This is a genomic window from Telluribacter humicola (genome assembly GCF_017355935.1).
GTDB lineage: Bacteria > Bacteroidota > Bacteroidia > Cytophagales > Spirosomataceae > Telluribacter > Telluribacter humicola.
In genome coordinates this window covers 2,113,851-2,128,540 of the sequence record NZ_JAFIQT010000001.1, presented here as the reverse complement: position 1 = coordinate 2,128,540, position 14,690 = coordinate 2,113,851, and the positions used below count along the sequence as shown (strand labels likewise).

Below are 14,690 nucleotides of genomic sequence, written 5' to 3'. Positions count from 1 at the left end.
AACATGTTTGGGAATTGAAATAACTGAGAGTCGTGCCAACTTTGTATCGACCAAAATGCAAAGCTATGACCAAACAGTGGCAACCACTGACCGACTCCCAATGGGCTGCAATTTCGCCTTTCTTTGATCTAAATCGCAAGCGAAAGCATGATTTACGGCAAATTATTGACATCATTCTATGGCTGCTACGAACTGGCTGCTAGTGGCGCAACCTGCCGCACTGCTGGCCCCCCTGGCAGGCAATCTACTACTATTTTGATGTATGGAAGCGCGAGGGTACGTTTGAGCGAATCAATGCGGCACTCAATGAGATTGACCGGAAGCGGTTTGGCAGAATGCCTACCCCATCATTAGTATGTGTTGACTCGCAGAGTGTTAAGCTAGGGCCAATGATTTGTGAAGAGCGTGGGCTTGACCCAAACAAACGCGTCAATGGACGTAAAAGACAATTCGTTGTCGATACACAGGGGCGTCTATGGGTAGCCCATGTTCATTCCGCCAACCAAGCGGATGGGCCTACTAGCTGCACACTGATTGGCGATGTACTATGGCGGATGGGCGAGCGGTTGGAGAAAGTACTGGGAGATCAGGCTTACAATGGTGTTTTCGCTGCCGAGTTGGCTCGTTGGAGCATTGATTTTCAGAAAGCATCCCGACCTGAGTCAGTGCTGGGTTTTGTACCAGTAGCCAAGCGCTGGCCGGGCCGCCTGGCGGTAGTTGAACGGACGATTGGGTGGACAAATTTTTTCCGGCGGATAGTCAAGGATTATGAACACACAGTATGCTCTTCGGTGAGCTGGCTCTATTTGTCCAACATTCAGATCATGTTGCAAAGAATTCTGAATTAGTACCAATTATAATTTCCCAACATGTTCTAATTTTCAGGTCCCTTGTATTTATGAAGATAAATCAGGCAATATCTGGTTTGGAACTCCAAGCGGAGCAAGCCGGTATGATGGAAAATTCTTTCAAACTTATAAAATGAATGAAGGATTAACAGTCCCCCTGATAGTGATAATAATGTTGTTTATTCAATCATTGAAGACAATACAGGTAAATTCTGGTTTGGCACAAAAGGCAAGGCCTTCGTTTATGATGGAAAAACGTTTACCACTTTAACCCATAACGGCGAAACTTTTACGAATGTCCGTACTATGATTGAAGATAAAAAAGGCAATGTATGGCTTGGTGGAACTGATGGTCTTTGGCGTTATGACGGCAGTACGTTTACCAATATCACCGAGGATTTTGTTGGGAATGTTTACGAAGACAAGAGAGGTAACATTTGGACAAGTTCACAAGGTGCTGGTGGAAGATGGGCACTTTCCCGTTATGATGAAAAGTCGTTGTCTGATAAAAAGCCAATTAAAACCGATATAATATCAAAAGATGAAGATAATAGAGGAATGATTTTCGGAATTTTAGAAGCTAAGGATGGCAGTATTTGGTATGGTACTATAGACGGAGTATATCGTTATGATGGAAATACCCATTACCGGCTTTAAAGAGTAAAGAGAGTGTGAAGTAATATATAGCCAAAAAATTTAAGATAGCCTTGTGCTAACGATGGCTTAAATAATTTGTTAGTAAAAAATCCAGTATTCATATAATGATTTACGTCGCCCTATTCCTATCGGTCATATTTACGTCTATTGGATTTATAGTAACCAGAAAAAACGCGAAGTACATACTATCAGGTTACAACACGATGTCAGATGCAGAAAGGGCGAATGTCGATATCAATGGGTACCTGAATTACTTTAAGCTGTTCCATATTATACTAGGAGTGTCCCTTTTTGTAGAGACTTGGGTGATTAGTTTGATCAATACCAATTGGGCCAGCCTATTCATGATCACCTATCCTTTGGTTGCCTATTCCTGGATGGTTATTCAAAGCACGTCCTATACAAAGGCATTTGGCGGCAAAAGGTTAATATCTTATATCACAGGAGGCATTTTACTACTTATAGCCGTCTTTATAGGATTGGAAACGCTAAATGATTTTCAGAGCAATGAGCTTATTCTGAACGAAGACTCCATTGAGATCAAAGGTTCTTACGGAATGACAATCCAAAAACAGGATGTAGTAGCCTTGAGGCTGGTCAAAAGCCTACCACCAACTTCTTATAAATTGAATGGATTTGCTGCCGGCGACTACGCAAAGGGGACCTTCAAACTTAAGAATGGCCAGGTTGTGCGAATGTTCGTAAACAAGAGAGGGCATCAGTTTTTGTTAATAAATACTACTGATGGCGATGTATATTACAATTCAGATCAGATATACATACCTGAACTGGAGAGAAAACTATTGCGGTGGAAAGGTATAAACTGAGATTATCACCGCTCGCAACGATGTATATTTGGTGCGTCATATCCTGACGGTTGTAAAGCGAATAAGTTAGCAGCGGCTCTTGCCATACCTTCTCTTGTTTTACTAACTTTTTCGTATTTTCGTCGGCTGCAACCCCATCAATACTTAGATTTACGTAACTACATGCAAAAAACTACAAAGCGCCTCCTGCTGGGCGCCGGATTTCTGGGCAGCTTTACCCTCGGCTCTTTCCTGACGGTACATCCGCCCCGCCCCATTACCACCGATTTGGTCAATCAGGCCTCTGAACTATTTGGTTTGTCGTTTACCGAGGCTGAGCGGGACTCAATGCTTACCGAACTCACCGACGCACGGGAAAGCTACGAGAAGATACGAAAGGTTGAGCTCACCAATGATGTAGCGCCCGCACTGGAGTTCAATCCTATACCTACCGGCTTCACCATCGACCAGACACGCAAGCCGTTTCGTCGCAGTCCCGCCGGAAAGGTAGTACTACCCAAAAACAGTGAAGAGTTGGCGTTCTATACGGTATCTGAATTGTCAGAACTAATCCGTACAAAACAGATCAGCTCCGAGGATCTTACGAAGTTCTACATCGCACGTCTCAAAAAGTACGATCCCAAGCTACACTGCGTCATTACCCTAACTGAAGACCTGGCCCTGGCTCAGGCCCGCAAGGCCGACGCGGAGATCAAGGCCGGGAAGTACCGCGGACCGCTGCACGGTATCCCCTACGGAGCCAAAGACCTGTTAGCCAAGCAAGGCTATAAAACAACCTGGGGTGCTATGCCGTACAAAGACCAGACCCTGGATCTGGATGCTACCGTAATCAAGCGACTGGAAGAGGCCGGCGCGGTACTATGTGCCAAGCTGACGCTGGGTGCGCTGGCCTGGGGTGATGTCTGGTTTGGTGGTATGACGCGCAACCCATGGGATATGGAAGCTGGCTCGAGTGGCTCATCGGCTGGTTCGGCCTCAGCGGTATCGGCAGGTCTGGTACCCTTTGCCATCGGTACCGAAACCCTCGGTTCTATCGTATCACCTTCAACGGTATGTGGTACTACCGGCCTGCGGCCTACCTACGGCCGGGTGAGTCGCCACGGAGCCATGGCCCTGAGCTGGAGCATGGACAAGATTGGGCCCATTACCCGCTCGGTAGAAGACTGCGCCTACGTATTCAACGCCATCTACGGCCCCGATGGGCTGGATGCTACGATTATTGAGGCACCATTTAACTATGCTCCTTTACAAAACTTGAAAGGTACCCGCATTGGCTACCTGAAAAAAGCTTTTGAAGCGGATTACCCTAACAAGGCCAACGACCAGGCTACGCTCGAAACACTCCGCAAACTAGGGGCTGAACTGGTACCGATGGAGCTACCCGCTGGCTATCCGGCCGGTGATATGACCATTATCCTGTCGGCCGAAGCCGCGGCGGCTTTTGACGATCTCACCCGCTCCAACCGTGACGACCTGATGGTACGTCAGATCAAGAATGCCTGGCCGAATGTGTTCCGGGCGGCCCGGTTTATACCGGCCGTTGAGTACATCCAGGCTAACCGGCTCAGGACAAAGCTCATCCAGGATATGTACCAGACGCTCAAGACAGCCAACGTAGTCGTATACCTGTCACCGACCTACGGCGGGGGGAACCTTACCATCACCAATCTGACGGGACATCCGTGCGTAGTACTGCCTAACGGATTCACTCAGAAGGGCACCCCTACCAGCATTACCTTTATGGGGCAGCTGATGAAGGAAGATAAGGTACTGGCCGTTGCCAAGGCCTACCAGGATGCTACTGATCACCACCGCAAGCACCCTAGCCTCGATTAATTTTGTTTCTGATCTATCTGTTCCAGGCACAATAATTTCATACTGTAGCGGTACTAACCCACTACAGTATGAAATTATTTTACCTGGTCTTATTGCTTCTATTTAGTACCAGTATTCTCCAGAGTACCTACGCTCAGTATCTGGCTCCTCCGAGAGTCTATCTCAATTGTACCACCAATTGCCACAGTGACTACGTCCGTTCAGAGCTTACTTTTTTTGACTTTGTACGGGACCGTTACGTAGCCGATGTTGAGATTATGGTCAACGGCATGCCTACCGGCTCCGGTGGATTTGAATATACATTGACCTTTATCGGACATAACAGCTACGCCAGTATTGGTGACACCATACAATTTGCTACTCAATTAGCTGATACAAAGGATATCATCCGGAAGGCCCTTGTCAAAAACATCAAGATGGGCCTGGTCAGATACATACTGGATTCGGAACTGATGAAGTCAGTATCCATAGACTTTCCGGAAAGAAAAGCCGTAGCAGACGCTCCGGTTGAAGACAAGTGGAATTTTTGGGTATTCAGGCTGGGAGGCAGCGGTTCGTATAACAGCGAGAGTAACAAGAAGAACACCTCTATCCACACCGAACTAAGCATCAACCGGGTGACCGAAGCATCAAAGTTCTCCCTATATAGCTACCATAACCAGTACTTTAACCGTTACGTGGTAGATGGAGAAGAAGTAAGCGCACGCAATACCAACTACGGGCTATCTGCTCTTTACGTCAAAAGCTTTTCTGATCACTGGGCGGCGGGGGGCTTCTACAAAGGATTCCACTCGGTATACCAGAATATTGACTTTTCGCATAGCGTAGCTCCAGCGATCGAGTACAGCTTTTATCCGGTCTCGGAGGTCATGCGGCGTCAGTTCCGGTGTATTTACCAAACCGGATTTCGCAGGCTCAACTACCTCGAAACAACTATCTACGATAAGCAGAATGAAACACTACCTTACCACCAGATAACGGGTATCATGGGTATCACTGAGCCCTGGGGGACCTTTAATGCTGAACTGAACGGCTACCAGTACCTGCACGACATGAGCAAAAACAGCCTGAGCCTGGGCCTTAACCTCAACTGGCGGGTGATTCAGGGGCTTTCGGTATGGCTACACAGCAATTTCAGCCTGATCAACAACCAGATATCCCTGGCCAAAAGTGAAGGTGATGCCAGCGAAATCCTGCTCAACAACCGGCAGTTACCTACCAACTTTCGCTTCGGGTCCTCATTCGGGATGTCATATACATTCGGCTCGATTAGTAATAATGTAATAAATCCGCGATTTTCGGGGGTAAATTAACCCTCAGTCCCATGCTTGAACGCTACTTTGCCCTCTCACGTAACGGCACCAGCGTACGAACCGAACTCATAGCCGGTCTATCGTCTTTCCTGGCTACGATGTATATTATTGTGGTCAATCCGGCTATACTGAGCCAGACCGGAATGCCCTTCAGCGGGGTACTTACAGCTACGGTTCTGCTGTCATTTTTCAGTAGCCTGATGATGGGACTCTACGCCCGTAACCCACTCATCGTAGCACCGGGTATGGGGCTCAATGCCTTCTTTACCTTTACGGCGGTAAAAGGAATGGGACTTGCCTGGGAGACAGCTTTGGGTACTGTGTTCTGGGCGGGGATAATTTTCCTCCTACTGTCCATTTTCAAGGTCAGAACGTTGCTGCTCAGGGCTATACCTCAACCGCTTCGCCACTCCATAGCCGCCGGCATCGGCTTCTTTATCGCCCTGATCGGATTTACCAATGCCGGATTTATCGTTGATAATCCTGCTACGCTGGTAGGTATAGCCCCGGTCAACAATGCCATTACGGCTACCTTTATCGTTGGGCTTTTTCTGACGGCTGCCTTAGTAGTCTGGGAGGTCAAAGGCGCCATTATCATAGGTATCACTACTACTACCCTGCTGGCTGCCCTTATCGGCAGAGTATGGGGTGGAGCGGTACCTCTTATCAGTTGGGGTGGATGGATATCATCACCCGATTTCAGCCTACTTTTCCGGTTGGATCTGGTGGGTTCACTGCAGTGGTCACTCTGGCCGGTTATCTTTGCCTTTGTGTTTACTGACCTGTTCGATAGCCTGTCTACCTTTGTGGGAGTAGCCGAGGCCGCAAACCTGAAAGATGCCAGCGGAGAGCCGCAGAATGTCAACGAAGCCCTGCTGACCGATGCCGTAGCTACTACACTGGGTGGCCTACTGGGCAGTAGCCCCGGTACGGCTTATATAGAGTCGGCCGTAGGGATAGAACAGGGCGGGCGAACGGGCTTAACGGCCGTTTTTGCGGCCTTGTGCTTTCTGCCTTTTATGTTTCTGTCCCCACTGCTGTCGGTAATACCGGCTATTGCCACGGCTCCGGCGCTGGTCATAGTGGGCGCTTACATGATCCGACCCGTTGTACGCATCAACTGGCTGGCTATGGATGAAGCCATACCGGCCTTTATAGCCATGCTGCTGATCCCATTCAGCTACTCTATTACACAGGGGATTATCTGGGGCTTCCTGAGCTGGACTGCTCTGAAACTTGCCACCGGTAAGTACCGTGAACTGTCACCGACGCTACTGGTGATTGACGCTTTTGCCATCCTATCTTTACTTACAGTAAGTCATTAATTTAAGTACCATGTATATTTTTACAAAACGCCCCCTACTCGTATTTCTCGTCCTGTTTATTGTTGGAATTCCTGCGGTATCTAATGCCCAGATCTATAAGTCCCGCCCCGTCACGGCCTTGCTGGGTGCCTTTGATGATGAAGTGAAGCTATTGGAACAATCGGTCAAAAAAGCGAAGAAGCATACTATTCATGGTATCCAGTTTACGACGGGTGAGCTCAACGGAAGACAAGTAGTGATAGCCCTGACCGGAGTAGGCAAAGTAAACGCTGCCATGACTACCACCCTGGCTCTACAGACTTTCAAACCCTCCGAAGTAATATTTACCGGTATAGCCGGTGGTATCAATCCGGAGCTGTTGCCGGGGGATATTGTGATAGGCAAAGAGACCAGCCACCATGACTTTGGCTATATTACGTTTCAGAAGCAGGCTACCCGTCAGACCCGGAATCCTATTACCGGTGAGTTCAATCCTGACTTCTTCCCCGCTGATTCTTCTCTGTTAAATAAAACGCTGACGGCCGTAAGCAAGGTAACGCTGCAACCGACCTCAGCCAGCCGCCGGGTTCCCAGGGTTATTACAGGACGTATTGTGACGGGCGATGTATTTGTATCATCAGCCGAAAAAGTAGAGCAGTTACGCAGAGATTTTGGGGCAGACGCCACCGAAATGGAGGGTGCCGCGGTAGCTCAGGTATGCTGGCAACAGCAGGTACCCTGCATCGTGATCCGCAGCCTGAGCGACAAAGCCGACGGCAATGCCCGTGAAGACATGCTTAACTTTGTAAAAGTAGCCGCCCGTAATTCCGCAGCCTTAGTAGTTGAGCTCGTAGGCTTACTTAAATAAGATCTGGTACTCATTCTGTGCCGCTTTGCCGGCACAGTATATTCCGAGTGCTATCAGGTAGTGATTAATATCGATCGGATGCAAAGGCAGCGACAAGCTGGTCACCTTGGCCGCCAAAGCCAGTAGCGTCATTGAAAATACCACCCATAGCGCGCTCTTTTGCTTACGGAGCAGCCCCCAGCACGCAATGATCAGGGTGATGACCAGGCAAAGTGGCTGTACTACCTGTACCATAGCTACCAGATTGAACCACTGCAACCCGAAGAAGATGCCACTGCCTGCCCCGATGGTCCCCCAGAAGGTAAGCCGTCCCGTTTCGGTGAGCATAATCAGTCCCCACGACGCCACAACCATACATACTGCGCCCAGGGTTGACTCCAGCCTCTGGAGTGAGTTATGGATTGGCTCCAGCGTATCAAACCCGGCGAATAGGAATGCACCCACCAGGGATGTCATGGCAATACTCAGGATAAATATCCCCCACAGCAATCTATTGTAGATGGATTGTTTTTGAAAGAAAACCACAAACACTACGAGGCCTGTAATGAATAGAATGAAGTCAGATATTATGTGTGTAATCATCGTTGAAGGTCTTTCTATTAAACAAGGATACATTAAAGCAATTTACAAAATCTAAGGACAATTATAACCACGTTTTGCTACTTAGGGCTTTTCGTTCTACTTTTACCAAAAAAACCGATCTATAACATGAGCGTTTTAGTAAATAAAAATTCAAAGGTTATTGTACAAGGATTTACTGGTTCAGAGGGTTCTTTTCATGCCCAGCAAATGATTGAATACGGTACCAACCTCGTCGGTGGAGTAACACCTGGCAAGGGAGGCCAAAGTCACCTCGAGCGCCCGGTTTTCAATACAGTGGATCAGGCAGTACGTTCGACTGGTGCTGATGTATCTATTATTTTTGTGCCGCCCGCATTTGCAGGTGACGCTATTATGGAAGCCGCTGACGCGGGCATCGGTGTAATCGTATGTATTACCGAAGGTATCCCTACCAAAGATATGATGATGGCCAAAAATTATCTCAAAGGCAAGAACGTCCGTCTGATTGGACCTAACTGCCCTGGTATCATCACCGCTGAAGAATGTAAAGTGGGTATCATGCCTGGTTTTATATTCAAAAAGGGTACTATCGGTCTGGTTTCAAAATCAGGTACACTTACCTACGAAGCAGTAGACCAGCTAACTCGCGCCGGACTTGGACAAACTACCGCTATCGGTATCGGAGGTGACCCTATCATTGGTACTACCACCAAAGAAGCCGTAGAACTCCTTATGAACGACCCCGAAACAGAAGCTATTGTTATGATCGGTGAAATCGGGGGTAGCATGGAAGCAGACGCGGCCCGTTTCGTACAGGAAAATGGTAACAAAAAGCCAGTAGTTGGTTTCATCGCCGGACAGACTGCTCCTAAGGGTCGTCGGATGGGACATGCCGGTGCTATTATCGGAGGTGCTGACGATACAGCCGAAGCTAAAATGCGGATTATGCGCGAGTGTGGTATCTTCGTAGCCGAATCACCTGCCGTTATTGGTGAGACCATGCTGGTTGCTCTGGGCAAGAAATAATTACTTCTACTATATATTTTCGAAAAGGGCTGGGGAAACTCCGCCCTTTCTTTCTAGCAATGAAAATTTTTCATTCACTGCTTTTGCTGGTACTTACTGTCATCGGACTAGTACTCCCTAATTCCGCCAAGGCAGTAAATGAGGTGGGGCCTGATAAGAAGTACTTCCTGGTATACGACTACCAAAACGACTGGCTGGTATATAGCACACGCTACCAAAACTACGTACCCTATACCCGCTCGCTACACGAAGAAGCGCTGTCGGTCAGCCTGCTGGTTGACCTGCTGAAAAACCGTCACTATACCCTGCTTATTCAGACTCAGAAGCAGAACTACCTCTTTGTAGAAGGAGCGCTTCAAAAAAAAGCAGAAGAAGGTCAGTGGCTAACCCTAAGCATCGATAGCTTGTACCGTACCTATCGAAAAGATGAAATCCTGCTTACCCTGTACGGGTCCAGTGGCATTGATGGCCGAAAAGTACTGGTAGCCAATCTCAAAACGGCCAGCCCTGTGGTGCTGAATGACCGGGCTACTCCTACCTCTCTCATCAATATCAAGCCCAAGCCCTCAAATCCGTTCAGTGACTTTTCGGCCCTGGTGATGCTGATCATCCTGGTCATGAACGTACTGGCTTACAATTCGCACCCCCTTGCTTTTGGTCGGTTTATCAACCCACTGGATTTTCTGGACCGCGACGACCGGGAGGATATTAATAAGCTGAACAAGCCCTACAGCAGTCAGATGATCCTGTTTACGATCCTGCTCTGTCTGGTGATCAGTTATATGCTGGTAGTATTTACCTACAACGGGGTCAACCTGTTTAATTCAGGTACCATTCTATCCGGAGGTACCGACCTGGGCGAACTGACTACCGACTACTTCAAGTTGTTTGGTATCAGCTTCCTGCTATTTTATCTCAAGTACATCTATATGTCACTGGTCGGTGGTATGCTCAATCTGGATAAGGTGGTCACTATACACTACTATAAGGCATTACAGATCACGTACCTGTTCATTGGACTATTTGCCATTTTTACTTTTTCGTATTCATTGTACAGTCCGGTATGGGCAATAGATTTTGAAAAGTCTGTCATTGTTCCCTTCATCATATTTTACCTGCTGCGATTCATTTCGCTGTACATTCTAATCAAGCCTAGCGGCTCTTTTATAAATCTGTATTTATTTTCGTACCTTTGCGTCATCGAAATAATCCCCCTCATCATAGGTGTAAAGTTTGCCCTTTGATCAGATGGCGCTATTTCGAAGGGATATTTAATGCTGAAAAATAAATGAGTGAGACCATCAAATTTGATCAGGATCGGCTCAATAGGGTGACAAGCATCCTAGTAAGCCAGTCGAGGCCTGCCGATGAAAATTCCCCCTACTATGAGTTAGCCCGGAAGTATGGTATAAAAGTTGATTTTAGGCCCTTTATTCAGGTGGACGGTATTTCGTTCAAGGAATTTCGTAAGCAGAAGGTCAACATCCTTGATCATACGGCTATTATTTTCACCAGCCGCAATGCTATTGACCATTTCTTTCGTATCTGTACCGAAGGAAGAATTGAAGTACCGGCCGACATGAAGTATTTCTGCATTTCGGAGCAGACTGCCAATTACTTACAGAAGTACATTGTTATTCGCAAGCGTAAGATATTTTCGGGAACAAAGACCGCCGCTGAGCTCATTGAGCTGATTCGTAAGCACAAAAACGAGAAGTTTCTGTACCCCTGCTCGGACGTTCGTAAAAACGACATTCCCGAATTTGCTGATACCGAAGACCTTCACTTTACGGAAGCCACCATGTACCAGACGGTGTCCTCAGACCTGTCGGATCTTGAAGATGTGTACTATGATATCATTGCGTTTTTTAGTCCATCCGGAATAAAGTCGCTGTTTGACAACTTCCCGGACTTCAAACAAAATAAGACCCGTATCGCTGCCTTCGGACCTACAACGGCCAAGGCGGTTGAAGAAGCTGGTCTGTTTCTGGACATCCAGGCCCCCCTTCCCAACGCTCCCTCCATGACCGGAGCCCTGGAACTTTACATTCGAAAAGCGAATAATATCCAGTAACATTTTGATACGCAAAAGGCCGGGAAAATTTTCCCGGCCTTTTGCGTATTTCTCAATTTTTTTCCTGATTATGCGTTATTCTCTAAACTTTTGGGCAGTGGAGCAGTATTTTACAGAGAAAATGTCCCGATATGACCTTAACCTTTATGATGCGCACGTTTACTTCACGCACACTGGCGGTAGCCCTGCTGCTACTTACACACTGGGCCTTTGGACAGCAGGATCCACAGTTTAGCTTATTCTCCTTAAATCAAATCTACTACAACCCAGCCGCATCCGGTGCCGACGGACTTACCCGCTTTCAGCTCACACACCGTTCACAGTACGCTGGTTATCAGGGCACTTTTGACGATGGAGGCGCCGCCTCTACCCAGTTATTTTCCCTTAGTGTTCCCATCAAAAATATAGGCATAGGCTTCTATGCCCTCAACGACCGCCTCGGTCCGCTTACCAATCAAGACTTTCAGCTTTCGGCTGCCTATCGCATTCCTCTTACCAACGGCAACTTTGCAGTAGGTGCCCGCGCCGGTATGTACCGCCGCGCCATTGACTACAACCGCCTTCGCCCCGGTGAGCCGGGTGACCCCCTTATTCAAACCGGCGTAGTATCCGAAATTCACCCGGATGCTTCGGTGGGTGTACGTTACGAAACCAGCGCCTACTATGTGGGACTGTCGGCCACACACCTGCTCAGAGCAAAATATAAACTAGGGTCAGAAACTGCTACCAATCCCCTGGTACCTACCTACTACCTCAATGCCGGTATGCTCCTGGAATTCGGGTACCTGCTGGATATTCAGCCTATTTTTCTCGTCAAGACGGACCTGAACGAATTTTCGGTAGAGGGTGGCGCAATGGCAACCTATAACGAACGTTATTGGGGAGGAGTAACCTATCGTCATCAGGATGCCATCATAGTAATGGCAGGTATTAACCTGATGCGGGACCAGTCCCTGCGACTATCCGGGGCTTATGACATAGTAGTAGGTGGCACCACCGTCAAAACGCCCACGTCTTACGAAGTGCTGCTATCCTACGCTCTGCCGGCTCCCAAAATGGGCAAAAAAACTATTGTACGTACCCCCAGATTCCGTTTTTAAAGTATTAGGAGTAGAAGGCGTACTTTTTTGAGGGTTTGGTCTAATTGTTGTTAGACAGTTTGCAAAGCTTAATTTATATTTGTGGCTTTTACTAAGAAATCCGGGGCTGATATACGAAACATGTATAGGTTTCGTTAGGACGAGTAGAAGTAGAAATTTATTACAGGAGAAAATAAGGCAACAAATAGTGTATACTATTCAATTACAGGTTAACGTTTTTAGAACTGACATTAATTATACAAAATAGCAAAAGCCACATGAATGTAAACATGTTCTATCGGAACGGAGTCAAAAGTTTGCTTGTGATAGCCTCGCTCGTACTTATGCAGAGTTGTGGCTTTATCAAAGAGCGCTTTGGCGGAGGAAAAGGTGAAGAGAGTGGAGTCACAAATGGAGAAATTACTGCAACTGCCCGTAAAGGTTATCGTCAGACTACACCGGCAGGGATGGTAGCAGTTCCATCTGGATCTTTTGTGATGGGACAGGCCGACGAAGATCTGGCAGCCACTATGGTAAATATGAACCGTCGTGTTACGATTAGTTCATTTTATATGGATGATACTGAGATTACCAACCACGAGTACCGTCAGTTTATAGACGCTCTTATGGTTGACTCGATATCTGTACTGGGTGAAGAAGAGATTAAAACCAAGTACTATCCTGATACTACCGTGTGGAAGAAGGACTTTGCCTACTCCAATGGTGACCCGATGGTAGAGTACTACTATATGCACCCTGCCTTTGATACCTATCCGGTAGTAGGTGTAAACTGGGTCGCTGCTCAGTATTTCAGTAAGTGGCGTACTAATCTTTACAATGACTTCCGCAGTAAAGAAGGTATGTTCTATTCGCCGTCTTTCCGTCTGCCAACCGAAGCGGAGTGGGAATGGGCAGCTCGTGGTGGTCGTGCCAGTGCCAAGTACCCCTGGGGTAACCCCTATACCATGAACGGTAAGGGATGCTTCCTGGCTAACTTTAAGCCACAGCGTGGTAACTACGACGCGGATGGATACCCTTACACAGCTCCGGCTAATGCTTACAATCCGAACGAATACGGCTTATATAATATGGCTGGTAACGTAGCTGAATGGACACTGGATGCCTTTGCTGACAATGCCAATGCTATCATGTGGGATATGAACCCTAAGAACGACGACCCTTCAGAGCCACGTAAGGTGATCAAAGGTGGTTCGTGGAAAGATGTAGCCTACTACCTGCAGACAGGTACCCGTAGCTATGAATTCGAAACCGAGCGTCGTGCATTCATTGGCTTCCGTTGCGTTATGGATAATGTAGATGGGCGCCGAGGTGCCAGCGCGGGTCGCGGTCGCGGGCTTCGCTAACCAAACACGAAAAAATAAGAAGCAGCGAAAAGCTGCTTCTTTTGTAAATACTTCTTCTAAACTTTTCATTCACAACCTATAATAATTGTAAACAATCCGAATTAGTATGGCTAAGAACAACGGTTCCAGTTTTTTCTTCGATAAAGTACTACCTACATTGTACAGTGCCGGTGCCGCAGTAGTAGTACTTGGTGCCCTCTTCAAAATTCAACACTGGGAAGGTGGTAGCGAGATGCTAACCATCGGTCTGGGTACCGAAGCAGTAATTTTTGCTCTGTATGCTTTACAGACATTTGCACAACCCGTTCAGAAAGATCCAGATTGGTCTCGCGTATATCCTGAACTCGCTGATGACTACGCAGGCGCAGGTGTAACTACCGGCAGAACAGTAGCCGTAGGTACCGGAAATGGTCTGACTGCCGGTATGGATAAAATGCTTTCTGATGCCAAGATTTCTCCTGAGATATTTGAGAATCTGGGTAAGGGTTTCCGTAATCTATCTGATACAGTAAGCCGCATGTCAGACCTGACTGACGCTACAGTAGCTACTAACGAATACGCACATAATGTAAAGTCCGCTTCTGTTGCTATCAATGACATGAACAAGTCATATGGTGTTGCGATCAGTGCTATGTCATCCATGGCTGATGCTACCCGTGACGCCCAGTCATACCGTGAGCAGTTCCAGTTGATCACTAAGAACATGGGTGCTCTTAACGCCGTATATGAATTAGAGTTGCAGGATACTACCAAGCACCTGAAGGCCATGAACGCTTTCTACGGCAACCTTACAGCGGCCATGGAAAACATGGCAGATGCTACCAAAGAATCGCAGGTATTCAAGAATGAAATGTCAAAACTGACAACTAACATTTCATCTCTGAACAACATCTATGGCAATATGCTGACTGCAATGCGCGGTAACGCTTGATA

At 47.4% G+C, this 14,690-nt stretch carries 15 protein-coding genes and 2 pseudogenes; 16 read left to right on the top strand and 1 reads right to left on the bottom strand.

Annotated features, from left to right (window positions below):
* Positions 1 to 65 precede the first annotated feature (65 nt).
* From JUB14_RS27685 to JUB14_RS09070, 10 genes and pseudogenes are all read left to right on the top strand, one after another.
* Positions 66 to 203 (top strand): transposase, encoded by a 138-nt coding sequence (locus tag JUB14_RS27685; RefSeq protein WP_229367600.1) that lies wholly within the window; start codon positions 66 to 68, stop codon positions 201 to 203.
* A 132-nt stretch (positions 204 to 335) separates the two neighbouring features.
* Complete coding sequence (locus JUB14_RS28100) at positions 336 to 848, top strand: transposase (protein ID WP_374757797.1); 513 nt, start codon at positions 336 to 338, stop codon at positions 846 to 848.
* A pseudogene (locus JUB14_RS28095) lies at positions 844 to 912 on the top strand (hypothetical protein); the annotation flags it as partial. The gene JUB14_RS28100 and the pseudogene JUB14_RS28095, both read left to right, overlap by 5 nt.
* Positions 913 to 992: 80 nt before the next feature.
* A pseudogene (locus tag JUB14_RS28090) lies at positions 993 to 1,049 on the top strand (hypothetical protein); the annotation flags it as partial.
* Positions 1,050 to 1,154: 105 nt separating this feature from the next.
* Positions 1,155 to 1,505, top strand: coding sequence for a hypothetical protein (locus JUB14_RS27675; protein ID WP_229367598.1), 351 nt, complete (start codon positions 1,155 to 1,157; stop codon positions 1,503 to 1,505).
* 104 nt (positions 1,506 to 1,609) lie between these two features.
* Positions 1,610 to 2,332, top strand: a complete 723-nt coding sequence (locus JUB14_RS09090) for a DUF3784 domain-containing protein (RefSeq protein ID WP_207505544.1) — start codon at positions 1,610 to 1,612, stop codon at positions 2,330 to 2,332.
* 162 nt (positions 2,333 to 2,494) lie between these two features.
* Positions 2,495 to 4,168 carry an amidase gene (locus JUB14_RS09085; RefSeq protein WP_207505543.1) on the top strand — a complete coding sequence of 558 codons (1,674 nt, stop codon included), beginning with the start codon at positions 2,495 to 2,497 and terminating at the stop codon, positions 4,166 to 4,168.
* A 68-nt stretch (positions 4,169 to 4,236) separates the two neighbouring features.
* Positions 4,237 to 5,481 (top strand): hypothetical protein, encoded by a 1,245-nt coding sequence (locus JUB14_RS09080; RefSeq protein ID WP_207505542.1) that lies wholly within the window; start codon positions 4,237 to 4,239, stop codon positions 5,479 to 5,481.
* Positions 5,482 to 5,492: 11 nt separating this feature from the next.
* Positions 5,493 to 6,806, top strand: a complete 1,314-nt coding sequence (locus JUB14_RS09075) for an NCS2 family permease (RefSeq protein WP_207505541.1) — start codon at positions 5,493 to 5,495, stop codon at positions 6,804 to 6,806.
* A gap of 10 nt (positions 6,807 to 6,816) precedes the next feature.
* On the top strand, positions 6,817 to 7,653 hold the full coding sequence (locus JUB14_RS09070; protein ID WP_207505540.1) for a 5'-methylthioadenosine/adenosylhomocysteine nucleosidase: 837 nt from the start codon (positions 6,817 to 6,819) through the stop codon (positions 7,651 to 7,653).
* On the opposite strand, the gene JUB14_RS09065 is transcribed toward JUB14_RS09070, so the two are convergent.
* Positions 7,642 to 8,235: a DUF6962 family protein gene (locus JUB14_RS09065; protein ID WP_207505539.1), complete on the bottom strand. Its 594-nt coding sequence runs from the start codon at positions 8,233 to 8,235 to the stop codon at positions 7,642 to 7,644. The genes JUB14_RS09070 and JUB14_RS09065 overlap by 12 nt on opposite strands.
* Positions 8,236 to 8,361: 126 nt before the next feature.
* On the opposite strand from JUB14_RS09065, the gene sucD reads away from it, so the two are divergent.
* The 6 genes from sucD to porL all read left to right on the top strand — a co-directional run bounded on the left by sucD (position 8,362) and on the right by porL (position 14,688).
* Positions 8,362 to 9,240, top strand: a complete 879-nt coding sequence (gene sucD / locus JUB14_RS09060; protein ID WP_207505538.1) for a succinate--CoA ligase subunit alpha — start codon at positions 8,362 to 8,364, stop codon at positions 9,238 to 9,240.
* Between the two features lie 59 nt (positions 9,241 to 9,299).
* A complete protein-coding gene (locus JUB14_RS09055) occupies positions 9,300 to 10,484 on the top strand; it encodes a DUF4271 domain-containing protein (protein ID WP_207505537.1) in 1,185 nt (394 codons plus the stop codon).
* A gap of 44 nt (positions 10,485 to 10,528) precedes the next feature.
* Positions 10,529 to 11,314: a uroporphyrinogen-III synthase gene (locus JUB14_RS09050; RefSeq protein WP_207505536.1), complete on the top strand. Its 786-nt coding sequence runs from the start codon at positions 10,529 to 10,531 to the stop codon at positions 11,312 to 11,314.
* Between the two features lie 131 nt (positions 11,315 to 11,445).
* Entirely contained in the window at positions 11,446 to 12,414 is a 969-nt protein-coding gene (locus tag JUB14_RS09045) for a PorP/SprF family type IX secretion system membrane protein (RefSeq protein WP_229367597.1), read from the top strand.
* Between the two features lie 257 nt (positions 12,415 to 12,671).
* On the top strand, positions 12,672 to 13,757 hold the full coding sequence (porK, locus tag JUB14_RS09040) for a T9SS ring complex lipoprotein PorK/GldK (RefSeq protein ID WP_207505535.1): 1,086 nt from the start codon (positions 12,672 to 12,674) through the stop codon (positions 13,755 to 13,757).
* A gap of 106 nt (positions 13,758 to 13,863) precedes the next feature.
* Complete coding sequence (gene porL / locus JUB14_RS09035; RefSeq protein WP_207505534.1) at positions 13,864 to 14,688, top strand: type IX secretion system motor protein PorL/GldL; 825 nt, start codon at positions 13,864 to 13,866, stop codon at positions 14,686 to 14,688.
* Positions 14,689 to 14,690: the final 2 nt, after the last annotated feature.

Coding starts and splice junctions, on each gene's coding strand:
- JUB14_RS27685 (WP_229367600.1), top strand. CDS start 66: ATGACCAAACAGTGGCAACCACTGACCGACTCCCAATGGGCTGCAATT.
- JUB14_RS28100 (WP_374757797.1), top strand. CDS start 336: ATGCCTACCCCATCATTAGTATGTGTTGACTCGCAGAGTGTTAAGCTA.
- JUB14_RS27675 (WP_229367598.1), top strand. CDS start 1,155: ATGATTGAAGATAAAAAAGGCAATGTATGGCTTGGTGGAACTGATGGT.
- JUB14_RS09090 (WP_207505544.1), top strand. CDS start 1,610: ATGATTTACGTCGCCCTATTCCTATCGGTCATATTTACGTCTATTGGA.
- JUB14_RS09085 (WP_207505543.1), top strand. CDS start 2,495: ATGCAAAAAACTACAAAGCGCCTCCTGCTGGGCGCCGGATTTCTGGGC.
- JUB14_RS09080 (WP_207505542.1), top strand. CDS start 4,237: ATGAAATTATTTTACCTGGTCTTATTGCTTCTATTTAGTACCAGTATT.
- JUB14_RS09075 (WP_207505541.1), top strand. CDS start 5,493: ATGCTTGAACGCTACTTTGCCCTCTCACGTAACGGCACCAGCGTACGA.
- JUB14_RS09070 (WP_207505540.1), top strand. CDS start 6,817: ATGTATATTTTTACAAAACGCCCCCTACTCGTATTTCTCGTCCTGTTT.
- JUB14_RS09065 (WP_207505539.1), bottom strand. CDS start 8,235: ATGATTACACACATAATATCTGACTTCATTCTATTCATTACAGGCCTC.
- sucD (WP_207505538.1), top strand. CDS start 8,362: ATGAGCGTTTTAGTAAATAAAAATTCAAAGGTTATTGTACAAGGATTT.
- JUB14_RS09055 (WP_207505537.1), top strand. CDS start 9,300: ATGAAAATTTTTCATTCACTGCTTTTGCTGGTACTTACTGTCATCGGA.
- JUB14_RS09050 (WP_207505536.1), top strand. CDS start 10,529: ATGAGTGAGACCATCAAATTTGATCAGGATCGGCTCAATAGGGTGACA.
- JUB14_RS09045 (WP_229367597.1), top strand. CDS start 11,446: ATGACCTTAACCTTTATGATGCGCACGTTTACTTCACGCACACTGGCG.
- porK (WP_207505535.1), top strand. CDS start 12,672: ATGAATGTAAACATGTTCTATCGGAACGGAGTCAAAAGTTTGCTTGTG.
- porL (WP_207505534.1), top strand. CDS start 13,864: ATGGCTAAGAACAACGGTTCCAGTTTTTTCTTCGATAAAGTACTACCT.